Here is a 24629-nt window from a genome sequence, read left to right as displayed (position 1 = left end):
TATTGAAAAACACCATCATTTATTCTATTGGCGAAATATTCCCGAAGCTGATCAGTTTTATTTTACTGCCAGTTTTTACTTTGTACTTATCAGCTTCGGATTATGGAATAATCAGCTATACAAATTCAGTGATGTTCTTTTTCTTTGTGCTTTCTTCATTGGCTCTAAATACATACTTATTACGTGAGTATTTTGAATGTAAAACGGAAATAGATAAGAAAAAGTTGATCGGAAGTGTGTTTCTTACAATTCTCATTATCAACGTAGTAATGCTCGCTATGGGGTATATCTTAGGGCCATTATTAGTTAAAGGGTTTAATATCCAAATTCCTTTTTTTCCATTTTTTTCTTTGTTATTGTTAAATAACTTTTGTGAAGCTCTATCTATTGTCCCCTTAGTTGTATATAGGGTTCATGAAAATGCATTAAGCTACGTAACTCTTAGTGTGCTGAAGGCTGTTTTGCTATTTGTGGTAACTTATATCTTAATTGTTCATTTAAAGTGGGGATTAATGGGGAATTTCTATGGGCGATTATTTGTAAATGCTTTTTTTATTATCATTTATATTTATGTAATCCTTCGAAACGCAAAAATCAATTTTAATGTGGAGGCGATAAAAAAAAGTTTAAGATTTTCATTCCCTTTGATCCCAGGTGCGATAGGTTATTTATTAATGAGTATGTCTGATAGAATAATTCTAGAACGATATGTTTCTCTATCTGATATAGGGATATATTCTGTTGCATATACATTAGCTTATAGCTTGTCGGTTATCATACAAGGAGGATATAGATCTTTTGAACCGGAGATTTATAGAGAATTTAATAAACCAACTTTTGCCTCATTCGTTGAACGGATTCATAAATTGTATATGTTTACAGTGTTTTTCCTGGCAATTGTTCTGTCAGTCTTTTCACGAGACATTTTATTATTAATGACAAAAGGTGACTTCGTAAAAGGATACACATTGATTCCATTAATTTTAATTGGTGTAATTGCAACTGCGCAAAACGCTATTCTCGTATCTATTGTTATATCTGAAAAAAATACAAAATTGAGTGGTGTTTCGACTGTTGTAGGAGGGGGGGCAAGTATTGCATTTAATTTAATTTTAATTCCTACTTATGGAATATATGCTGCAGCTTTAGCTTCTGCTATTGCATATATTTTAATGAACTTAATAGTTGCACTAAAAATGAAATTTAAATCCCCAGTTATACAGTCAGATGTTATTTCTCTGTTATACTTTATGTTTATTTCATTTGTGGTGATTGCTTTTTTTGGGCAGAGTAATATTAATATTATTTCTATAATTTATAAGTTTGGAATAATAATAATAAGCCTGATTATTTTGTTTTTAGTCTATAAATTGAATTTAAGACATTTTGACTTCATTTTTTCATTCCTTAAAAAGAGAGAAGATTGATATTTGGGCTCACTTTAGTCGGTAACAGTGATGAATCCTGTAAAGTGTTTAATAGTGGTATATAGTCTGAAATATGTCAAGTAAAAAATCTCTAATTGCAATTCAAGGTCCGACACAATTTATCGCGGCCTATATTTCATTGCTTTGGTACGAGCAATCGATAATTAAAGAACGAACTGAAACTGTTCTTTTAATTTACGATACTTATGTGCCAGTAGATAATGAATTATCGTTTAAAGATTCTATCTTAAAACTGGCATCGATTAGAGAATGGGCGCAAATAGTTTTTATCGATGGGAAAGCGATGAGTAAATTGTCATTTAGCTCTTATTCCAATTGTGTTTCAAAACTACGCTCTAAATTTTACTATTCTGATTTTGATATCGTGTTTATAGCAAGAGATTATGGGAGTTTTGGGACTCAACTTATTTTAAATACATACCCAAATGCATTGCATATTGAATATGGTGATTCTTTCGGCTTAGTTGGCAATGAGAATGTACTTAAAACATCTATTTTTGATTTTTTTAAAGCTCCTAAAGCAATTTCTAAAGCAGTGTTGAAAAAAGTATTATTTAGACATTTTCCATTGCGGTTTGATTTTAAACTATCGATACTATCGATGCCCCTTGATTGGAAAGGAGACTATTTAGTTAATAAGAATCTTATCGTTCCTGATAAAAACTTTGTTAAGCAGGTTTTTTTGCAGCTTTCATATCAAATCCCTGAATTAAATAGCTATAGTGATGAATTAACTGAATCGCAAAATTGCAATCTTTATCTTCTGAGTAATTTTTCAAATTCTGGCTTTAGTACTCAAGAAGATGAACTCAATCTATATTATGAGATTGTAATTGCAACAGCATCAAAAGACAAAATCATCATCTTAAAAAATCATCCAAGAGGATCGGATGATATATTAAAATTACTATATAAGAAATTAAACGAAAATTATAAAGTTAAGATAATAGATAATAAAAGATTGAGCTTTTATCCGATCGAACTTTGGTCCTCGCTAATTGAGAAGTGCTATGTTTTTCCTATCTTTTCTTCAAGCGTTATTAGTCTTAAATATCTTTTTTCAAAAAAAGTAGTTATGCCGTTAGACAATCTTAAAATAAGAAAATATATATATTCGGATAAAATAAATGAAACAATTCAAAGTGAAGCTATGTGCAGGGAGGCAATTGCCTCTTTAAATGAATGGGATGGTAAAAGTCCGTTGTGGGTAAAGAAAACGTAATATGATAATTAGACTAAAGTTTCTTATTCTAAAGTATAAAAATAGAATAAAGAGATATTTTCTGGGGAATATCTCCTCGAAAATAATTTTAGGGCCTAATGTGCAATTTTTTGGTCTAAATAATATTCTGATTAAAGATAATTGTACTATTGGTGAAGATAGTTTGTTTATTGTAAACAATCGAACAAATAAAGAGATTCAACTGGCGTTAGGTAGTAATGTATATATTGGAAGGGATAATTTTTTTTCAGTAGGGAAGTCGATTAATATTGGCGACTATTGCATTTTTGGTAATAAGTGTTCCCTTATATGTAGCGATCATATTTTTGATAATCCTTTAGTACCATATGCACTTTCGGGAAATAGTTATAATAAGGAAATTGTGATTGGCACAAATTGTTGGCTGGGGCATGACGTCAGTGTTGTTGGAAAAGTAAAGATAGGGCATGGTTGTGTTATCGGGGCTAATACTGTTGTAACTAACGACATTCCGCCATTTAGTATGGTGGTAGGCAATCCCGGAAGAATAATAAAGACATTTAATTTTGAAACTAATGCTTGGGAAAAGGGAGCTAAATTTAATTCTTCACTTTACTCTGATGAAGAGATTTATCGGAATTACCTAAATAGCAATTTCAATGATCTTCCGCTTGGATATTATCCCTCGTCATCGAAAATGGGAGACCTTTAAAAGATTAAGAACCTATTTGTAATCTTAGAATTGATCGATTTTTATACCTTTACCAAATGTATCAGAAGTTAGAAATCTTATTAAATAAATGAAAATTTTAGTAACGGGAGCTTATGGATTTCTAGGAAGGCATACAGCAAAAAAGTTTAAACAAGAAGGGCACTATGTTACAGGGATGGGACATGGGAAGTGGTATTCAGATGAATTTTCCAAGTGGGGTATTGATAATTGGGTGGAGTCAACTATAACTTTTGAGACATTAATTAATACAAATCAAAAATTTGATTTAATTGTTCATTGTGCGGGAAGTGGTTCGGTAGCTTTTTCAAGAGAGAATCCATATGAAGATTTTCAGAAAAGCGTGCAAAGTACCTTGTCTCTCCTAGAATATATAAGATTACAAAATCCGGCCTGCAAATTCATTTATCCTTCAAGTCCAGCAGTACAGGGGGATTTGGGTAACACTCCAATAAGTGAAGACATGCTAGCAGTGCCAGTTTCTCCTTATGGTTTTCATAAAAAAATTGCTGAAGAATTGTGCCGTTCATACTATAATAATTTCAATATTGAAGTAGGCATAATACGGTATTTTTCTATTTATGGAGAGGGATTGAAAAAGCAACTGCTTTGGGATGCTTGTAGAAAGATTCAAAACTCTGATACTGTTACATTTTTTGGAACAGGAAATGAGACCCGTGATTGGATTCATGTTTCAGATGCTGTTAATTTGCTATATAGGTTAGCCATGAATTTAGAAGGCTATCAAGTATTTAATGGAGGAAGTGGTGAAAGTGTCGAAATTAACCAGGTGATTAAGGGTTTGTGCGAGTCTTTTAACAAACCCGTTCGAATCAATTTTAATGGAGAAGTCAAGGTTGGAGATCCTATTCATTTTTGGGCGGATATTAGTAAAGCTTTATCTTTAGACTGGCGACCAACTATTAAATTAAGCGATGGGTTGAAAAATTATGTCGAATATTATAAATCTCTAAATAATGATTAGAGTAGGGTTTTTATTGAATTTTCCAATTTCATATAAAGGTGGAATAAATTATTTCAAAAATCTTTTCTATGCTTTAAATAAGTTTCATTCTAATGATGTAAAGATTATTTTATTTGTTTCATCTGGTTTAGAGGATGAATATGTTGCTTTATTTGAGCAATATGCAGAAATAGTTAAAACAAAAGTTATAGAAAGAAAATCGTTCCAATGGTTTGTAAGTAAGATAGGTGAAAGAATATTGAGATTTGATGCCCTAACTTATCGTCTATTGCTAAAACATCAAATCGATGTTGTTTCCCATTCTAACTATGTTTTCCCAGGCAAAAATATTAAATCTATTAATTGGATTCCCGATTTTCAATATTTCCATTTTCCGAAATTATGGACAAAGAAACAATTAAAAGCAACCGTCCAATTACACAGTAATTTAATAAAACGAAGTGATAACATTGTATTAAGTAGTGTAGCTGCATTTAACGATTTTAATACAGAGTACGCTGCATATAAGGATAGAGTACACGTAGTTAATTTTGTTTCTCAGCCAGATAATGAGTTAAAAACAAATTTAACAGCAGAGGAAGTCGAATATATTAGAAGAAATTATCTAATCGAAGGCCCTTTTTTTTATCTTCCTAACCAATTCTGGAGTCATAAAAATCATATTGTAGTTTTTAAGGCGATTAAAATTTTAAAAGAGAGGGGCTTTTCTCCTTTGCTAGTAACATCCGGCCTAATGGAGGATTATCGAAACGGAGATAACCACATTCTTAAATTACGGCAATTAGTTGAAAATGAAAAACTGCAAAATAATATTTTATTTTTGGGCTTGATCCCGTATGTAGATGTCCTTAAATTAATGATCTTGTCTAACTGTATCATTAATCCATCTTATTTTGAAGGATGGAGTTCAACTGTTGAAGAGGCTAAAACAATTGGTAAAAGAATATTGTTGTCAAATATTGGAGTTCATGTAGAGCAGAATCCATCTTTGGGTGTATACTTTGATCCGGATGATCCAATAGATCTGGCTGACAAGATGGAGATAATAATAACCGACTTCCTAAATGAATCACAAGTTGATATTGATATTCTTAACAATGATTTAAATAAAAGGACCAAAGAATTCGCTTCGAATTATTATAATGTTTTAAAGGCGAGTGTTTTAAAAGACTAGAATTGGATATTACAACTAATGCCTCGAAATTTGAATATGGAGATATTTTATTGGTTCTAGTGTTGTATAATACTAAACTATTAGAATCAACAAGTTTTATATCTTTAACCTCTGCACTTGTTCATAGTAACTTGAATAAGATGGATTTATTTATTTATGACAATAGCCCGCTCGCTCAAGAAATAATACTGAAGGATTCGGATATTTGGACTGTAAATTACACGCATGATCGGCTTAATCCGGGTGTAAGTAAAGCCTATAATGAAGGTGCCAAATTCGCACTGACCCTTAAGAAAAAATGGATTTTAATTCTAGATCAAGATACCAGATTCCCTTTAACTCTATTTAACGAATTCTCAAATGCAATATGCTTGTACCCTAATTCAAAGTTATTTGCGCCTATACTTAAGTCAAGAGATATTATCGTGTCACCTACTATATATAGATTTAATAGGGGATTTTCACCCAAATCTATTGTTCCAGGAATACATGATTTGAGAAAATTTTCTCCCATTAATAGTGGGATGTTTATTAATCTTAATCTTTTTTTTAACGCTGATGGATATGATGAAAACATTAAACTTGATTTTAGTGATTTTGTTTTTATAAGAAGACTTTGCAAAATTATTAGTGAATTTGTTGTGTTAAATGTCACATGTTCACATGATCTCTCTTCCTCAGATTTACAACCTTTAGCATCGGCAGAATTTAGATATAAAAGCTATTGCGAGGGCGCTAAACTTTCAGCTAGAAACTTGAAAGAGCGTATAATTCTGTTAGTTGTTTGTCTTATTAGAGGTGCTAGGCTTGGGTTACGGTATAAATCTTTTACTTTTTTAACTTTATTTGGTAAATGTTATTTAAGAGATTTAGTGTAGGTATATTTTTAGATATTTTCTTTACCATAATGCTTATAGAGCTTGTTATGGGAGGGGGAGGGCGATTTTTTGAAATAGGTCCACTAACCCTGAGGATGGTTCTTTATTTTACTGGGATACCTATCTCTTTTATTTTTTTGTCAATAACTAAGAGAACGGAGCCTCCTATCTTTTATTGGACATTTTTCTTTTTTCTTCTTACTGCATTTTCTTCTGCAATGGGGTTAATTAATGGGGCTTCATTCAATGACATTTTTGAAGACATTAAGCCATTAAGTTTTTTTCTAATCTTGCCTTTTTTTGCATTATGTATTAATAATAAGGAGAAAGTTGATTATGCGATTAATATAATTAAATGGAGCTCTCTTATGCTTGGGGTTATCTACATCCTATTAGTCTTGCTAATTGTTTTAAGGATTATCCCCTTTATGAGATTTTATGTATATATGCAGCATTTTGGAGAAATAGCATTTAGGAACGAGACCCTTTTTTTCTATAAAGGATTTCTTTACTTATGTATAGGTTTCTTTTTTTTTATGACTAGTCCTGGTAAACTTAATAAGTTGGCTGCTTTTATACTTTTGATTTCAATTTTTTTGACACTTACAAGAGGATTCATCCTGACCACCTTACTAACGGCTCTCTTTTATTTGATATTTATAATGAGAAATAAATTGGTTAGTGTTATCATCCTTTTAATAACGGGAATAATCGCAGCAGTGGCTGTACCTTTTTATCTGAAAACAATTGGCAATAGATCTATATCAGATAATATTAGATATTTGCAAGTTGAGCAAGTGAAAGAAAAAACGAATTTTTTGAATTTTTTTCTGGGTGATGGATTTGGAATAGGAGTTCCAATAAGGCCTCAGCATATGGAAATCGCATATCTGGAGATATTTAGCAAGCAGGGTATAATTGGATTACTGTTTTGGTTTTCTCTACTACTATATATAACATATTTATATATATCGTTGTATAAAAATAAAGATGTTTTTGTTACTTATTCACCCTTGTTTTTAAGTGTTTTGTTCGTTTATTTACAATCAGCCACAAATCCTTACTTGAATAATCCAATAGGACTATCTATGATTTTAGTTGGGCTGGTTTCCTTAATCAGAATTAAGAACCACTATTTAGTTTAATATAAAATATGAAAATTTCTGTTTGTATAGCTACATATAATGGCTCAAAGTATATAGTAGATCAATTGAACTCCATACTTTTTCAACTTGATGAAAGGGATGAAATTATAATCTCTGATGACTCTTCTTCTGATGATACAATTGATAAGATTAAATCACTTCGTGATAATAGAATAAAGATTTACTCAGGTGATTTTAAAAGCCCTATTTATAATTTTGAAAATTCATTGAAACATGCAAATGGCGACTTTATATTTCTCTCTGACCAGGATGATGTTTGGCTTGAGGGGCGAGTCTCAGAGATGCTCAAACAAATGAGCCTTGGATTTGACTTAGTTGTGTCAGATTGCCGGATAGTAGATGAAAGTTTGAGAGAATTACGGTCATCATATTTTGAATTCAATAATTCAAGAGGGGGCTTTTTAAAGAATCTTTGGAGAAATAGTTTCATGGGGTGTTGTATGGCATTCAATAGGAAAATTTTGGATAATATATTGCCATTCCCTTCTAAATTACCGATGCACGATTCTTATATAGGACTGTTAGCTGAATTAAAGTTTAATGTAGTTTTTCTACCCAAACCCCTTTTGCTTTATCGACAACATTTAAATAATGCATCAAGTACATCGGTGGGCATTAGTGAATATAGTTTTTTAACCAAAATGGGATTTAGAATAAGATTAATCTACGCTTTATGCAATAAATTAATTAAAATATGATTAAATTATCGTGCAGTATTGTTCTGTACAAAACTGAAAAAGATATAGTCAAAGCTGCTATTAATAGTATTTTAAATAGTTCAATAACTTTGAAATTATTGTTAATTGATAATTCTCCTACTGATATTCTAAAATTAGAATTAGCAAAGGAGCTTTATGATGATCGTGTAGAATATTTATTTAATTCTTCTAACCCTGGGTATGGTAGCGCTCACAATATAGCTATCAATAGATTTATGAATGAATCCGATTACCATTTGATTATGAATCCAGATATTAGTTTTCAAAAGGGAATCCTTGAAAACATCTATAATTACATGGAATCCCATAGGGATGTTGGCTCGTTAATGCCGAAGATATTTTTTAACGACGGGAGTTTACAGAGACTCTGTAAATTGCTGCCAACGCCTTTTGATTTGATCGGAAGAAGGTTTATGGGCAATACAGCCTGGGCCAAAAAACAAAATGCACGATATGAACTCCATGATTTCGATTATAACAGTACTTTAAATACACCCTGTTTATCGGGTTGTTTTATGTTTGTTAGGACGAGTGCTTTTGAAAAATCAGGGTTATTTGATCCCAGATACTTCATGTACCTCGAAGATTACGATCTTATCCGTAGAATTAATCGGAATTCAAAAACGATATTTTATCCAGGCGTTTCCATTATTCATGGTCATGCCAAAGAATCTTATAAAAATGGCAAATTGCTAAAAATTCATATTCTGTCGGCAATTAAGTACTTTAATAAATGGGGGTGGTTTTTTGATAATGAAAGAAAAAGAATTAACCAGGAGGTTCTGTCTGTAATTAAAAATAATATCACTACTAGGTGATATCAGATAATTTTCCTTAAATTTGGCATCATTATAGTTCTTGCTCTCACACATAATCGCCACCTATGCTTTTCACTCTTATCTACCTAACAAGTCTTTTAGTTGTAGCATTTGCTATCCCGCCTATCATAACTGTTTCCTTAAGAAAACGGCTATTTGACGATCCAAATGAGTCCAGAAAGATCCATAAGCGTATTATACCAAACTTTGGAGGTGTAGCCATTTTTACCGGATTTCTTTTTTCGTGTTCCATATTCATACCATCGAATATACTACCAGAAGCGAATGTTTTAATGGGTGCAGGACTTGTGCTATTTATGATCGGATTAAAGGATGATATTATAGGTTTAGGCCCGGGTATCAAATTTGTTGCACAATTCGCAAGTGCTTTTATTGTAGCGTTGGTAGCAAACATTAGAATAACCGACTTGCATGGGGTATTTGGGATTTATGATCTCCCTTACTATGCAAGTATAACGCTAACAGTCTTTTTTATTGTTGGGATTGTCAACGCGTTTAATCTAATTGACGGTATCGATGGACTTGCCGGATCAATTGGATTAATTCTTTGTGTAGCATTTGGTGTGCTTTTTTATAAATCAGGTGATTTGGGATGGGCTTACCTAGCAACTGCACTAGCCGGCGCACTTTTAGGGTTTTTATTCTTTAACGTAACTCCTGCAAGAATCTTCATGGGAGATTCAGGCTCACTACTGTTGGGATTCATTGCTGCTGTCCTGAGTATTAAGTTCATGACCATAAGTCTTACTGAAAACGTAATGGCCGGACCATTTGTCGTCACTTCAGGTATGGGGCTGATCTCTGCCATTTTAATTATACCTGTTTTTGATACGTTACGCGTTTTCACACTGAGAATCATGCGTGGTACCTCTCCATTTACTGCGGATAGCAATCATATTCATCATCGCTTGTTATCCCTTGGTTTAAGTCATGTGCAGGCAACATTAGTACTTGCATCTGTAAATGTTGTTTTTATTATTACTGCCTTGGCATTACAAAGCATAGGCGATGCACAGCTGATCTCGTTAATCATGCTGTTGATGCTAAGCTTAAATGGTGTCTTAAGTTTGTCTATAAACATCTTCAAAAGAAAAGCGCTTTCATTACCTGATACTGTAAAAGCACCGAAAGCCGCTAAATCTGAAAAAAGCTTTGCTGAACGGGTGCTCGAGAAAATCTCAGAAAATTAATCTCCTTCCTTATTAAAACGGTAAGTTTGCGGTGCAAAACTGGGATCGTTGTGTTTTCCAAAATACGGCATTAAAGTTGTGTGCATAGAATCCGATGAATACCTGTATGAAGAAAAAGCTATTTAATGAATAAATGTCTATTATTTTTTTTGTGTCTGATCTTGTTTGGATCCTGCGCAAAGGACTATCGCAACCAAGCTGAAGTCTATAGTAATGATTTTGAACAAAGTAATCTGACCGGTATTTCCGGTGGAGAGATCGAAACGTTCAACAACTCTAAAGTACTGGGTAGATACAACAATAGCGGGTTTGAGCTATCGTTGAGCAAGCTACCGGAACATGATTTGGTCGAAATCTCTTTTGATCTCTATATCCATGATGCCTGGGATGGGAATAAGGAAGGTGAAGATGGCATAGTTGACGGCCCGGATTTTTGGGAGATGATGCTGGATGGAAAGAGTTACATCAGAACAACGTTCTCTAATGTGCCCTGCGGAACCGGTACTTTTTGTGAGCCTCAGTCTTATCCGCACAATTATCCAAATAACAACAACAATCCTAAAACCGGTGCTGCTAATAGAAATCTTCCGGGAGTTTGTAATATGGCAGGTGTAGTAGGAGGAACCTCTTTGTATAAAATTGTTAAACAAATCAAACATTCCGATCAAAAGCTAATCCTGAAATGTCTTGATCAGTTAAAGCAAAGCAATGCTCCTGATCCTAAATGCGACGAAAGTTGGTCGGTCGATAATATTAAAATTAAAGCAATCAGGTTATGAGATACTTAAAATTAACCACCCTGATTTTATTAGCGGGAAGCTTTAATTTCAAATCAACGGCTCAATCTTTACCCGTTGGAACGCCTGGTGCAGAAGATTATTACAGACGTAGCCAGCTCCTTGGGCAATTGGATTCCAGCGTTTCCTTTATGGTAAGGCCGGTGATGCCTAAATCAGCTTTTGGTAAAAAGGATGTGTTTTACCTGGAAGATGAAACACGGTATAACCTGCTCGATGCTGATCATAGCTGGGGTTTGGATTCTGGCAAGTTTAAAGCCATGCTTCTGCCCTTAGGCATTCAAAATCAAATAAACACACACCATCCATATGGATGGAACGACGGGGCGATGATTCCTGCAAAGGGCTTACAAACTGTTTTAAGTGCAGGGATTTATGCCGAGTACGGACCGCTTACCATTCAATTCAGACCTGAAGTGGTCTTGGCCGCAAATACTGGGTTTGATACCTTTGATAAGGATCATTATGACGTAATTGCCGCAAGGTATTACGACTTTTATAACAATATAGACCTTCCGGCCAGGTTCGGAAAAAGTGCCTACAATAAAGCTTATTGGGGCCAAAGTAGCATCAGGTTAAATTACAAAGCCCTATCATTCGGCCTTTCAACAGAGAATCTTTGGTGGGGACCCGGCATGCGTAGTTCTCTTCTGATGAGCAATACCGCCCCGGGCTTTAAACACTTAACCTTAAATACCAGGAAACCGATCTCCACACCAATCGGATCTTTTGAAGGCCAATTAATTGCTGGCAGACTGGAGTCATCGGGTTTTGGAGTGCTTGAACCTGAACGTGAATATTTTTTTAATCCATTGTATGTTCCAAAGAGAAACGATTGGCGTTATTTGTCGGGACTCGTTGTCACCTACCAACCTAAGTGGATTCCGGGGTTATTTTTGGGTATAACGAGAACTGCCCAAACGTATAGCGATGATTTGAACAGCTTTGGCGATTATCTTCCCTTCTTTTCAAGGGTTAAGCGGGTAGTTGGAGATGAATCCCTTAATGAACGGGACGAACATAGTTCCATATTTATACGATGGCTGTGGCCAGAGGAACATGCCGAAATTTATTTCGAGTATGGACACAGCAATTCCACACAGGACCTGCGTGGAGCACTGCTTGAGCCACAGCAATCCAGAGCCTACCTTTTTGGGCTCCGAAAAATCCTCCCCTTCAATAAATCAAGAGATGAGAACATCATGATCAATGTGGAAGTTACGCAAATGCAGGAAACCTCAGCAGATAAGATCAGAACGGCCAATAGCTGGTACCTGAGTAAAAGCATCCGACATGGTTATACCAATCGGGGAGAAGTGCTAGGTGCAGGCATCGGACCGGGCGGGAACTTACAGTCGTTGGATGTGAGCTGGTTTAAGGGATTAAAAAGAATAGGATTGCAATTGGAACGCTACGTTCACAATAACGATTTTTATTTTTATGCCTACGAGGATAGTGTTGACCCCAGAAGGCATTGGACTGACCTTAGCCTCGCGGCAAATGGGGAATGGAATTATAAGAATTTCATTTTCAATGCGAAATTGCAGGGGATAAAGTCCTTAAATTATCAATGGTATTTGTTTCAGGGACCTAATGATCCGATTTGGGTAAATGGAAGAGATGCTTTTAACTTACAGGTTCAGGCAGGTGTTACCTATCGTTTTTAATCCCGCATTACAATGAAGAAGATATATTATTCAATCCTTACTGTTGTTATTTGCAGTGGTTTAAACTTAACCCAGACACAGGCGCAGTCACTTCCTGTTGGAACACCGGTCTTAGAAGACTATTATCGTAGAAAACAGCTACTAGGAGAGCTCGACTCGACAGTATCCTTTACAAGCAGGCCATTGTTTCCCACGGAAGTATTTAAAGTGCGCAATGCGTTTGATCCGGATAGCTCACTGAAGGAAAATGGTTGGTTGAAATTTGACGGACCATTTTCTTTTGCTAATGGAAGGGGAAAGTTCCAAATCTTGCCTTTCAGCTGGCAGCAGCAATTCAACTCCCATCATCCTTATGGTTGGAACGATGGTGCAATGATCCCTGCCCGTGGGTATCAATCGTTAATCACAGGAGGCTTTTTTGCAAAAATTGGCCCTTTAAGTATTCAGCTACAGCCTGAATTTGTATACGCTGCAAATAAAAGCTTTGATGGTTTTGCTGTTGGCCGGTCGGATGTTGAACTTAGGAGATACTATGCCACATACAATGATATAGATTTGCCTGAGCGTTTTGGTAATGGCACATACAATAAGGTCTTATGGGGACAAAGTAGCATTAGATTGAGCCTTGGCCCAGCATCAATTGGCGTTTCCAATGAAAATTTATGGTGGGGGCCTGGTATGCGAAACTCTTTATTGATGAGTAATACTGCTGCGGGATTTAAGCATATTACTTTAAATACCATGCGCCCAATTCATACCTATATAGGATCTTTTGAAGCGCAGATTATTGCTGGTCGCTTAAATGCAACTGGTCTTTCACCGCTTGAAGTGCAAAATGCGGCAAATGGACAAGATTTATTCAGAGAAAAAAGAGATGACTGGCGTTATCTTTCTGCCTTTAACCTCACTTATCAACCTAAATGGGTGCCAGGATTATTTCTAGGATTTACAAGAGCATTTAACGCGTACAATTCTGACCTGAGTGGCTTTAAAGACTATGTGCCATTCTTTACCCCTTATCAGAAAGTTAAAACCAACGATGGAGATCCTTTCGATCGTGACCAGTTGACTTCTTTATATGCTCGCTGGCTCTTTACCAAAGCCAAAGCAGAAATCTATTTTGAATATGGGATTAATGATAATTCATATAATTTCAGAGACTTTATTGGTTCCCCGGATCACTCGCGTGCTTATTTGTTTGGTGTAAGAAAATTAGTGCCACTGAAGACACGCCAGGAAGAATTTATTGCCGTTAATGCTGAGATCACACAAATGTCTCAATCACCAGATCGATTGGTAAGACCAGCAGGAGGATGGTATACTCATGGTGGAGTTTGGGATGGATATACCAATAAAGGACAGCTATTAGGTGCTGGAGTCGGCTCTGGAGGCAATTTACAGTCATTGGACGTGAGCTGGGTTAATGGTCTAAAAAGACTTGGTCTTTCATTTGAGCGTTATGAGCATAATATGGATTTCTATACTTCTGTTATTGGAGATTTAAAAGGACAAAGCAGACGCTGGGTAGATTTTGCACTGGCCGCCCAAGGCGAATGGAATTATGGAAATCTCCTATTCAATGCAAAACTGCAAGGAATCAGGTCAATGAATTACCAATGGAGGTTAAAAGATTACGATCCAACTTCTGATAGGTATTACATTCCTCACAACGGTGTATTTAACTTTCATGGGGAACTGGGTGTCTCTTATCGCTTCTAAATAAAAGGATATAGAAACCACAAGCAATTCCTCCTATCAGCATACCGGTTAATATACCCATTGAGTATTTTAACCGGTTTTTCTTTAATGGCAGTTCAGGCTCATCTACAATTTGTACGGTTGGGGTTTCTTGAGCCAGCATGGTTTTACTTACCTCCAGGTTCTTAACAGTTTCAGTAAAGATAGTGCTTAAAACAATCTTATCGCGTTCCTTTACCTCCGCAGTAGCATTAGCTGAGGCATAGGCCGGATTCAAATCTAGCAAAGCCTGACTGGCAGAAGAAGCCGCATAAGTCTTGCGGTTTAAGATCAGGCCAATACTGTCTGCACGGTGCTGTAAACGATTTACATTACTTCTTAACCTGCTGGTTTTGGTACGGATATAGAAATCTGTAGCTTGTTTAATGATGCGGGTACAGAATAGTTGTGCCAGCCTCTCATCTTTCATGGTGGTATTTACCTCAAAAAAGCCAAGCTTTTTATCCGTTTTCGCAATGCCAAACTCACCACCAAGGATCTGTTCGGTCATTACATGTAAAAGACTGTCTTGAATTCGGGTATATTGCTTGCTATTAACCGGAAAAGTGATGATCTTTCCATCAGTACTGTATTTAAGCCATTTCTTGTCCAGCTTATTTACCTGGGCGTAACGATCGGCCAGGGATCTGGTTTGTGTGGTATCATAAGCGGAAAGCAAGGTGGCCTTAATTAATTTCTGGCTCTTTACCAGCTCTTGTACATTATCACCGGCCAGCACGCCACTACCACCACCAATTCCGTCCATACTAAAGCCGAATTGCCCTGCTAAGGCAGCAAGTCCACCGGCTCCTGATGATTTAGCGTCATCAATCACAAAAGTTAACCTCGCCGTATAAGAAGGCGTCCAAAGCCAGGCACTTAATGCACCAAGCAGTGCTCCTGTAATTACTGTAGCGGCCAGAAGTTTTTTAAAACTGAAAACGTATTTAAGGTCATTTATGCGGTTTCCGATTACTTTGCTTAAAGAGAATTCGGGCTCGTATGGATATGGATTTTCCTGGGCCATATTATTTGTTTAAAATAGCGATTAAACTGATCAATGCGGTCAGCGCAGATGTAATCCCGGTGATTTCAGCAAAGCCAAGCTTAAACCTGTTATTTGGATCTTTTTCCGGTACTATAATCTTACTTCCCGGCTTCACAGATGGGTAATTACGGAAAAACAAGAAACGCCTTACAGGTTTGTTTAATCCGTCAGGATACTTTACATATGCACCTTTCAATCGTGCATTTTCTTTTGTTCCGGCAGCCGCATTGATATAATACTTAAAGCTCCGGCCATTATAATCTACAAACTGAGGGTTATTTACTGCCCCTGCAACTTCTACAAAAGAGATCTGACGAGGGATATAGATACTGTCGCCCGGTAAAAGGATCATACTGGTCTTTACTTTTGGATCCTGGCTTTTATTGGTCAGGTCCAGGTTCACACGTACCCCTTTTCTAAACACCTGGGCATTCTCTAAAGCGCCATAAGGACTCAACCCACCGGCTCTTTGTAGAAGATCCAATGCAGTTTCATCCCTTCTTTGCACGGCGTAATCACCAGGAAACAACACCTCACCCTTCACACTGATGTTGCCCAATGCGCGATAGTTTACCAGTCTTGGAACATATATATAATCCATCGGCTCCAGCTCCAGTTCTTGCGCTTCACCTGAGGTTTGATTCATATTTATGGTAAAGGTCTTCACCAATTGATTGGCAACGCTATCTGAACTGTTTTTAATGATTCTCGAGATCTCTACATGATGCTCAGCAGCTTCATCCTGAAAACCGCCCGCCATCGCAATTACATCTGCCAGTTTCATGCCTTTTCTATAGGTAAATGCGGCAGGAAGCTTAACAAAGCCCGCAACGGTTACATTCTGAGCGGAAGTAAAAACAGCCCTGTCCTGAACGATAATAGAATCTTCTCTCATCAATGGAATATCATTTTTTCCATTCACCACATCTGCGGGATTAAAAGAGATCAGCTCTTTCTCCAGGTTGGTCAATGTTCTTTTGATGTATCCACGCTCCATATAAGCCTCGGGCTTTAATCCCTGGGCTGTTTTTAGCAGCTCAGAAAGGCTTAACCCTGCTGTAAGCTCATAAGTGCCCGGTCTGTATACCGCGCCTTCCAGAACAACTCTATTGGTATACCTTTCGGTAATCGCGCCAATTTGTACCAGGTCACCATTGTTAGGCGTAAAATTCTTGTACAAAGAAGAAGGCACATCTTTTACCTCTCTTTGCAGTTCATTTACCTGATCTACCTTAGCGATACCACGATAAGCCACATCTGTAAATCCACCTGCATATTTAATCAGGTCCTCCAGTTGTTCATTTTCTTTAAGCTCATAAATGGCGGGTCTTTTAACTTCACCTTTAATCCCAACTCTCTTTTTGTAAACCGGGATACGGATCACATCCTGATCTTCCAACCTGATGTTTCCGTCCATTAAGCCGTTTTGCAAAAAGCTGTAAAAGTCGACTGTTTTATAAACTTTATTATTTCTTAGTAATTCAATATTTCTTAAGGAACCATTGTTATTTGGACCGCCTGAATTGTATAGCGCATTAAACAGGGTCGATAAAGACGATAAAGTGTAAGAACCCGGGGTTTTTACCTCTCCAACCAGCGTAACCTTAATGCTGCGGGTACTGCCCAGGTTTACGGCCAGCTGCGTTTGTCCATTGCGCAATGCAGGATATACCTTAGTCATTTTATTACGGATCAGGCTTGTTGCCTGTTCTATCGTAAACCCATTCAGGTAAACAATGCCGGCATATGGAATCTGTACATTTCCCTCGGGAGTGATTCTGGTACGTACACTGCTTTCGTTTAATCCCGTAACCAGCACAATCAGCTCATCACCTGGTCCCAATACATAGCTCTTAGGAGTAGCCATACTGAAATTCGGCTCAAATTTTATGGTGGTCTGGTTAAAGAACTCCATTCCATAAACATTTAGCGGCGCTTCGGGCACAGGTGCCGGTTTCGGAGCTACATAAGGTTTTATCACCGTTTGGTCCGTGTCTCTTGTAAAATCTATATTTTCTTTTTGAGGAGATGAACTCACTTTTACTCCTTTCTTGTTCAAACCAAGTAAGGTCACCCTATTCTTAAACTCTTCAACTTCTGTGGCAGGCATTCCCTTTTGGATCATCAGCTTATAGGCTTCGCTTTCCGGAACCCCTGTTTCCTGTAACTTTTTCCAGGCTTGTCCAATTTGCTCATCCGACAACTGGCTTACTTTTACATTCTGAATATCACTCATGGATATAGACTGTGCGTTACTTCGGAAAGAAGTAGCCAGGAAGAAAATGAAAAGAATATAAAAGGGTAATTTATTGTTCATGTAGATATTATGATAAATGACAAATATAAGTATTCAGGGTTAAAAGCCATAAGATACGCCGAACTTAAACTCGTTTGGAACAGCGGATGTTTGCAGAGCAGGTCTTATTACTCCATCCTGGTGCATGAAAGAAGTTTTAACATATAATTTATTCAGCAGTTGGTAATTTACCTCAAGTAAATATTGTTTTTGAGTTTCTACCGGCCCCTCACTTAAGAACTTTGGCTGTGGTTCAGCAAAGTATTGATCATAAAGGTTTCCTTCCTGGCCTTTTCTAATGGCTGTGAACTGGAAACTGGCAACCATACGGGGGATAGGGGTGTAATTAACCCATGCAGTAACCCTGTCGGCATTTTGTCCAATCCAGTCACCCATTAAATAACTCTGGTTGGTGTAGGTTTGTGCCGGGATCAGGTTGTTGTAGGCATAAGGGTTTATGCGACTGTATTCTCCTCCCAATGTTAAATACGGTACTAATACATCTGTAACGGAGGCCCCAACACTGTAGCCAATCTGATTTCTGCTTTTTGAGGCGTTAAAAATTGCCCCTGTTCTGATCTCATCAATAAAAAGGGATCCGTATAAATGTGTTTTGGGTAAATGATTTCTAGAACTTACAGAAAAGAAGAACTGGCTGTTTGCTCCGGTCGAAAGCTTGTAGCGACTTTGATATTGATCATATGCTTTAAAGAACATTACCGGGATCAAGTATCCTACATCCAGATTATCACTATAAACTACCGATTCACCCACACTAAGGTCTAAGCCTTTAACCGGGATAAAACTTAGGGTATGTGAAGCCAAGAATTTAGGGATGTAAATTTCCCTGTTATTGCCAAAAAGCGGATTACCCTTATCATAAGATCTTGCCGAATCAACCAATGCCGAATTTAACCAGGCATGGATGTAATTAAACCGAAGCCATTTAAGTGGTTGATAATCAATTCTGATGTTCGGGTAAGCAGGTGATTTGTCAGATAAGACCAATCGTCCACCTTGTCCGTAGCCCCACAGCATTTGGTCTTTCCCAAAGCTGATCGCCCCATTTTCCCAGGCGTAAGTAATGTTTCCCCTGAAATCGCTGTAATTTACAGTCTTTGCATTTGGGTTTATGTTAGCCGTTCTGATGATCCCGGTTTCAGGAGTAAATATTCGGGTGCTGTCAATTCCTTTCCCGCGGTCGGTAATGTCCTGAAAATAAAACTGAAAGCTGATGTGCTTTCCCGCATGACCCCAAAAGGTTAACCCGGTTCCCACACGGGCAATGCTTTTGTTTTTTCCCTGAAAGGTTTCAAAAGTCAGGGCCGGGTCTCCTCTTAATAGAAAATCGTCTTTGGTAACGGATAGAAATCTCCATCTACCTGCTTGATCTTTCTTGAAAAAAGTAGTAGTGTCTTTTAAGTTGGTGCTAAATTCACTGAACTCCTGTAAATAAAAAGCAAGTTCTTTTTGCTCGGTTGTAGTCAGTTTAGCCGATAAATCCTGTAAACTGGTCAATAATGAAGCAATTTGTTTCCTGCTCACCGGTTGGATCAGGTCATTAAACTCGATATTTCCTTTTTGGGCCTGGCGCGAGAGGTATTTATAAACAGGGTTTGTTGGGTTTTCGTATACAACCTGAGCATTAGTCTTCAAAGCGATAAAGGAAAATCCAATAATAAGGACAGAAAAGAGGGCTATGGTTTTCTTGAGATGTAAGCTATTCATTTTTAGATGATAGTTTTATGAAAGATATAATTGTAAATATGATTATAGAGAAGGGATAAGCGTTTGTAATCCTGTAAAATGTTTTTCGGTGTTGATAAGACCGCGAATATGTTTTTCTGCATTTGCTCCCATTTGCAATAACAGGTTCTTATTGTTGTAAAGCTCATTTATCTTTTCAGAAAGTTGCGAATAATTACCCGGTTCAAATAAGAATCCGGTATGCCCATCAATCACCATTTCAGGGATCGCACCAATTTTCGAGCCAATTACAGGTTTGCCCATGGCCATGGCTTCCACAACGGTAAAGCCAAGCACTTCATACCATTCAGAAGGGCAGATCAAAAAGTCGGCGCTTCCAATCAGCTCCAGGGTTTCTTTTTTGCTTTTTTTACCCATAAATTCTACGTTGTTCAGGTTATTTTTAGCTGCAAAGTCCATAAGCTCAGCTTGCTGTGTCCCTGTTCCAATAACCTTTAACCTGATCTCCGGATGATCTTTCATGGCCGCCAATACCGTATGTGCTCCTTTTATCTTTTCCAGTCGGCCTACGAACACAATATAGCGTTCATTTGAGGCTGCATCAATCTGTGCTTTTGCGGCTTCAATCTCTTCGTAGTCATAACCATGGTAAAGCTGCACCAGCTTCTCTTCAAAGAAATTAAAGGATTTGAATTTCTCATACAGAAAAACAGAGGGGCACACATAGTGATCTACATAAGCATAGTAATTCAGGTATTTATGAACATAGTTCTCAAGTGCCGCCACTACACTTGCCGGATAAGAGCCTTTTTTACACTTATTGGTTACACAATGGTGAAAGGCACCGCCAAAGCATTTTTCGCAGATCTTTCCGTGACTGATAAAGGTACTTTCAGGACAAATCGGTGTATATTCATGAAGGGTCCAGATGATGGGGATTCCCCGGTCTTTTAGTGTTTTTAAAATAGCAGGAGTGATGTAGTGATGGATCACATTGATGTGTGCGAAATCGATCTTAATCGTATCCAGTAACTTTTCCAGCTGCTGCTGCGCTTCAGTTGAGAAAATGCTTTTCTTTACTACCTTAAGTCCATCACTCAGGCTCTTTTTGTTTACTTTTTTATAATCTATGTGTTCAATAAAATATTCAGTATAGTCAGAAGGAAAGTTTCTTGGATCCTTCATAGAAAAGGGGATTACCTGGTGTCCTTTTTCCCGATAAAGCTTGGTGACGTTTTCAACATAGGTCCAATCTCCACCACTCGGATACCAGGTCCAGTTTGCAACAAGAATATTCATTTGTTTCTTCTAAATTAACACTTATAATAAACTGGCATAATTTTTATACACCATACGTTGTTAAACGTAATTTGCGCTCAAAGATGCTTGTATTAAATGAAATTTTACCAAAATGAACTCATTTTTGGTCATTTTTCAGTTTTTTTAATGCAAAGTGCTGCTCTGCCAGGCAAGTTAAATTTGGACAGAATTAAAAAAGGTTGTACTGGTAATAAAAAAAAGTTAATTTTGGCGTCAACATCAAACCATTTAATATCTTGCCATACAACTCTTTTAAAAGATTGAAAAATATGGCGTTAAAGTCTCTAATGAAGAAGAAAATTTATATTGCCGGTGCTGGCGGAATGCTTGGTGAAGCCTTTCACTCTGTTTTTAAAGAAGAATACGAACTTAAATGTACTGATAAGGACGTCAATGAAAATTGGCTTAGTTTTCTTGATTTCCGTGAATTCGAACAATATAAAAAGGACGTAACCGACTTTAACCCCGACTATCTTTTTCACCTTGGTGCCTATACCGATCTGGAGTATTGTGAACTGAATCAGGACGATACCTATCTGACCAACACTACTTCGGTAGAAAATGCAGTGTATATAGCAAATCAACTGAATATCCCTTTGTTGTACATCAGTACCGCAGGTATTTTTGATGGAAAGAAAGAATTCTATGATGATTGGGACGAACCAAATCCACTTGGTCATTATGCCCGCTCAAAATACATGGGCGAGCGTTATGTAAGGGAAAATGCCAAACGTTACATCATTTGCCGTGCAGGCTGGATGATGGGCGGCGGTCCAAAGAAAGATAAAAAGTTCATCAATAAACTCATCAAGCAGCTGGTTAAAGGTACCAGAGAACTTCATGTGGTAAATGATAAAGATGGAACACCAACATTCACAGTTGATTTTGCAAAAAATGTAAAGCTGTTATTTGAAAAAGAATATTGGGGCCTATATAATTTAGTGTGTAACGGTGAGACCAGCAGACGTGAAGTTGCTGAGGAGCTGGTAAATATTCTGGGTTTATCAGAAGAAGTAACCTTTAAAGAAGTCTCGTCAGATTACTTTAAAGACACTTATTTTGCGCCGAGACCTACCTCAGAGCGCTTGATCAATAAAAAACTCACTTTAAGGGATTTGAACATCATGCGTGATTGGAAGGTTGCTTTAAGAGAGTATATCGATAACTATTACGCTGAATTTCTGGAAGAGAACCTTCCTGCTACAAAAGAAACCATCAGTCTTTAATTATGCGTATTGCGGCTTTTGGCTTCAGGTCGATGCCTCCCGCAAAAGGAGCGGCTGGTGCAGATAAATTTGCAATGGAGCTGTTTCCAAGGCTTGTTAAGCGTGGACACAGCGTTGTAGCTTATAACAGACAATACCCTGATGTTTTTGTAGATGTTAAAGAATACGAGGGCGTAAAAATAAAAACCTTCAAAACAACTGCAAGAACAGGTTTTGATACTTTACTGCATTCCTTTAAATGTACCTGGGATATTATTGTAAACAATACTGCAGATATCGTCCACATCCAAAACGGGGGGAACAGTATCTGGGCATTGCCATTACGTATTTTTGGGAAAAAGGTATTTGTCAGTCAGGATGGGGTAGACTGGAAGCGCGACAAATGGCCATGGTATGGCAAGCTGTACCTTAAGCTTTCGGCATACTTAACCGCTCATCTGCCTAATGAGGTGATCTTCGACAATGTGATTGCCAAAAAACTATTTGAAGAGCGGTTTAAAAAGGAATACACTTTCATCCCCTTTGGGAGCGAAGTGGCGCCATGGATAGATGTGCCTGAAATATTGACAAAGAATAACCTCGAAAAACAAGAGTATTATCTTTTCATAGGTCGGTTTATTCCTGACAAAGGCCTGCATTATTTAATTCCAGCATTCAAAAATTCCAATTCCAACAAAAAACTGGTCCTCATCGGTGGATCTCCAAACCCTTCTCCTTATGAACAGCAAATCATGGATATGGGAAATGAAAGGGTATTGTTCCCCGGATTTGTATATGGCGATGAAGTAAATACACTCATCAGAAATGCCTATTGCTATATCCAGCCTTCAGATGTAGAGGGCTTATCGCCCGTTGTACTTAGCGTAATGGGATTAAACGTCCCTATGATTGTAAGCGATATTGAAGAGAATGAATATGCTGTACAAGATACCGTAAAGATGTTTAAAAAAGGAAATATCCTGTCTTTAACGGAACAAATCAATTATTGCGAAGATAATTATTCCGAAATGCTGACATTAGCTAAAAGAGCTCAGGAGCGTGCATTAAGTGTTTTTAATTGGGAGAATGTAGCCGACGAGCATGTAGAAGTGTTTTTAAATAAATAGCAGAAAAGCCTATGTTATTTAATTCTGTCCAGTTCATATTCTTTTTTATAACTGTAACCACCCTATTTTACGTACTGCCCCATAAATTCCGCTGGATGCTGCTATTGCTATCCAGCTGTTATTTTTATATGGCTTTTGTGCCGATATATATATTGATACTCGGCTTCACAATCGTCATCGATTATTTTGCAGGAATTTACATCGAAAATAGTTCTGGGCACAGGAGAAAGGTATTCCTGGTCGTTAGCCTTATTGCCAATATCAGTGTGTTGTGCGTATTTAAGTATTATAATTTTATAAATGACAACATAGGATCGGTATTTCCTTATTTAGCCATTTTACTACCCATAGGGCTTTCCTTTCATACCTTTCAGGCCATGAGTTATACCATCGAGGTTTACCGTGGCAATCAGAAAGCAGAAAGAAACTTTGGGATCTATGCCTTGTTTGTGATGTTTTACCCCCAATTGGTGGCAGGGCCGATTGAAAGGCCACAGAATCTGCTGCACCAGTTCCATGAAAAGCATGAATTTAGCCTGGGAAGAGTGAGCTCCGGACTAAAGCAAATGCTGATCGGGTTCTTAAAAAAGCTGGTTATTGCCGATAGAATTGGGATTTATGTAGATACCATTTATAACAACTCGGCTACCCAATCGGGCCAGTCGCTGGCATGTGCTACCATTTTTTTTGCCTTTCAGATCTATTGTGATTTTTCTGCCTACTCCGATATCGCTATTGGCGCGGCACGGGTGATGGGTTTTGATCTAATGAAGAATTTCAATAGGCCCTATTTGGCTACCTCTGTTTCACAATTCTGGCGTAGGTGGCACATCTCCTTATCCACCTGGTTTAAAGACTATGTGTATATCCCATTGGGCGGGAGCAAGGTCAAAAGTAAGGTTTTGGTATACCGTAACCTGTTAATCGTATTTTTAATCAGCGGGCTATGGCATGGTGCCAACTGGACCTATGTGGTATGGGGTGCATTGAATGGGGTATTGCTGATTATCGAATCCATGATCCCTAAATCATCAAAAAGAGATAACCTGATCAAAACAGCACTCAAAACCATATTTACCTTCTCTTTGATTTGTATTACCTGGGTATTCTTCCGTGCATCCAATATCACCGATGCCATTTCTATCTTGGGTAAGATCATCAGATTTGAAGGGCCATTCTATCCCGGCAACCCTAAAGATCATTTCTATTATGCCTGTGTGGCCATCATGGCATTGATGTTTTTCGAATTTATAACAGAATACAAGCCCCATTTATATAAATTACTGCCAAATACTTTGGTGGCCAGATATTGTTATTATACCCTTGTCGCTATGATCATTATGCTGTTTGGTGTATTTAGTGAGGGGCAGTTTATCTATTTCCAGTTCTAAATAA

Annotated in this window: 20 protein-coding genes; 16 read left to right on the top strand and 4 right to left on the bottom strand. The window is 37.2% G+C overall.

Translation table 11 applies throughout. The annotated features are described in order from the left end of the window. The first annotated feature begins 2 nt into the window (after window positions 1-2). From HQN86_RS16615 to HQN86_RS16555, 13 genes are all read left to right on the top strand, one after another. Window positions 3-1427 carry a lipopolysaccharide biosynthesis protein gene (locus HQN86_RS16615; protein ID WP_172662054.1) on the top strand — a complete coding sequence of 475 codons (1425 nt, stop codon included), beginning with the start codon at window positions 3-5 and terminating at the stop codon, window positions 1425-1427. Between the two features lie 73 nt (window positions 1428-1500). After that, window positions 1501-2670 (top strand): polysialyltransferase family glycosyltransferase, encoded by a 1170-nt coding sequence (locus HQN86_RS16610; protein ID WP_172662053.1) that lies wholly within the window; start codon window positions 1501-1503, stop codon window positions 2668-2670. 1 nt (window position 2671) lies between these two features. After that, complete coding sequence (locus tag HQN86_RS16605; protein WP_172662052.1) at window positions 2672-3361, top strand: acyltransferase; 690 nt, start codon at window positions 2672-2674, stop codon at window positions 3359-3361. A gap of 88 nt (window positions 3362-3449) precedes the next feature. After that, a complete protein-coding gene (locus HQN86_RS16600; protein ID WP_172662051.1) occupies window positions 3450-4364 on the top strand; it encodes an NAD-dependent epimerase/dehydratase family protein in 915 nt (304 codons plus the stop codon). Next, the gene (locus tag HQN86_RS16595; protein WP_172662050.1) at window positions 4357-5538 is read left to right on the top strand and encodes a glycosyltransferase family 4 protein; all 1182 of its coding nucleotides are present in this window, start codon (window positions 4357-4359) and stop codon (window positions 5536-5538) included. The genes HQN86_RS16600 and HQN86_RS16595 overlap by 8 nt, the downstream gene beginning before the upstream one ends. A 140-nt stretch (window positions 5539-5678) precedes the next feature. Further along, complete coding sequence (locus tag HQN86_RS16590; RefSeq protein WP_172662049.1) at window positions 5679-6416, top strand: glycosyltransferase family protein; 738 nt, start codon at window positions 5679-5681, stop codon at window positions 6414-6416. Next, a complete protein-coding gene (locus tag HQN86_RS16585) occupies window positions 6392-7561 on the top strand; it encodes a hypothetical protein (protein ID WP_172662048.1) in 1170 nt (389 codons plus the stop codon). Before HQN86_RS16590 ends, HQN86_RS16585 begins: the two co-directional genes overlap by 25 nt. 8 nt (window positions 7562-7569) lie before the next feature. After that, on the top strand, window positions 7570-8280 hold the full coding sequence (locus HQN86_RS16580) for a glycosyltransferase (RefSeq protein ID WP_172662047.1): 711 nt from the start codon (window positions 7570-7572) through the stop codon (window positions 8278-8280). Further along, window positions 8277-9119: a glycosyltransferase gene (locus HQN86_RS16575; RefSeq protein WP_172662046.1), complete on the top strand. Its 843-nt coding sequence runs from the start codon at window positions 8277-8279 to the stop codon at window positions 9117-9119. Before HQN86_RS16580 ends, HQN86_RS16575 begins: the two co-directional genes overlap by 4 nt. A 65-nt stretch (window positions 9120-9184) precedes the next feature. Beyond that, complete coding sequence (locus tag HQN86_RS16570) at window positions 9185-10330, top strand: MraY family glycosyltransferase (protein WP_172662045.1); 1146 nt, start codon at window positions 9185-9187, stop codon at window positions 10328-10330. 125 nt (window positions 10331-10455) lie between these two features. Continuing rightward, window positions 10456-11109 carry a hypothetical protein gene (locus tag HQN86_RS16565; RefSeq protein WP_172662044.1) on the top strand — a complete coding sequence of 218 codons (654 nt, stop codon included), beginning with the start codon at window positions 10456-10458 and terminating at the stop codon, window positions 11107-11109. Beyond that, complete coding sequence (locus HQN86_RS16560; protein WP_172662043.1) at window positions 11106-12794, top strand: capsule assembly Wzi family protein; 1689 nt, start codon at window positions 11106-11108, stop codon at window positions 12792-12794. Before HQN86_RS16565 ends, HQN86_RS16560 begins: the two co-directional genes overlap by 4 nt. Before the next feature lie 12 nt (window positions 12795-12806). Next, window positions 12807-14513 carry a capsule assembly Wzi family protein gene (locus HQN86_RS16555; protein ID WP_172662042.1) on the top strand — a complete coding sequence of 569 codons (1707 nt, stop codon included), beginning with the start codon at window positions 12807-12809 and terminating at the stop codon, window positions 14511-14513. Here the strand turns inward: HQN86_RS16555 and HQN86_RS16550 are convergent. From HQN86_RS16550 to HQN86_RS16535, 4 genes are read right to left on the bottom strand one after another with little or no spacing between them, the layout of a single operon-like run. Then, a complete protein-coding gene (locus HQN86_RS16550; protein ID WP_172662041.1) occupies window positions 14473-15558 on the bottom strand; it encodes a hypothetical protein in 1086 nt (361 codons plus the stop codon). The two genes, HQN86_RS16555 and HQN86_RS16550, sit on opposite strands and share 41 nt — an antisense overlap. 1 nt (window position 15559) lies before the next feature. Next, a complete protein-coding gene (locus HQN86_RS16545) occupies window positions 15560-17896 on the bottom strand; it encodes an SLBB domain-containing protein (RefSeq protein ID WP_172662040.1) in 2337 nt (778 codons plus the stop codon). A 39-nt stretch (window positions 17897-17935) separates the two neighbouring features. Continuing rightward, window positions 17936-19603 (bottom strand): capsule assembly Wzi family protein, encoded by a 1668-nt coding sequence (locus HQN86_RS16540; RefSeq protein WP_172662039.1) that lies wholly within the window; start codon window positions 19601-19603, stop codon window positions 17936-17938. Window positions 19604-19645: 42 nt separating this feature from the next. Then, the gene (locus HQN86_RS16535) at window positions 19646-20881 is read right to left on the bottom strand and encodes a glycosyltransferase family 4 protein (RefSeq protein WP_172662038.1); all 1236 of its coding nucleotides are present in this window, start codon (window positions 20879-20881) and stop codon (window positions 19646-19648) included. A gap of 308 nt (window positions 20882-21189) precedes the next feature. On the opposite strand from HQN86_RS16535, the gene HQN86_RS16530 reads away from it, so the two are divergent. From HQN86_RS16530 to HQN86_RS16520, 3 genes are all read left to right on the top strand, one after another. Further along, window positions 21190-22128, top strand: a complete 939-nt coding sequence (locus HQN86_RS16530; RefSeq protein WP_172662037.1) for an SDR family oxidoreductase — start codon at window positions 21190-21192, stop codon at window positions 22126-22128. A gap of 2 nt (window positions 22129-22130) precedes the next feature. Further along, complete coding sequence (locus tag HQN86_RS16525) at window positions 22131-23234, top strand: glycosyltransferase (RefSeq protein WP_172662036.1); 1104 nt, start codon at window positions 22131-22133, stop codon at window positions 23232-23234. Window positions 23235-23362: 128 nt separating this feature from the next. Beyond that, window positions 23363-24625: an MBOAT family O-acyltransferase gene (locus HQN86_RS16520; RefSeq protein ID WP_246269690.1), complete on the top strand. Its 1263-nt coding sequence runs from the start codon at window positions 23363-23365 to the stop codon at window positions 24623-24625. Window positions 24626-24629 lie beyond the last annotated feature (4 nt).

It is taken from the genome of Pedobacter panaciterrae (assembly GCF_013204795.1).
Taxonomy (GTDB): domain Bacteria; phylum Bacteroidota; class Bacteroidia; order Sphingobacteriales; family Sphingobacteriaceae; genus Pedobacter; species Pedobacter panaciterrae.
The sequence above is the reverse complement of the archived record's forward strand: the minus strand, read 5'-3'. Positions and strand labels throughout refer to the sequence as shown.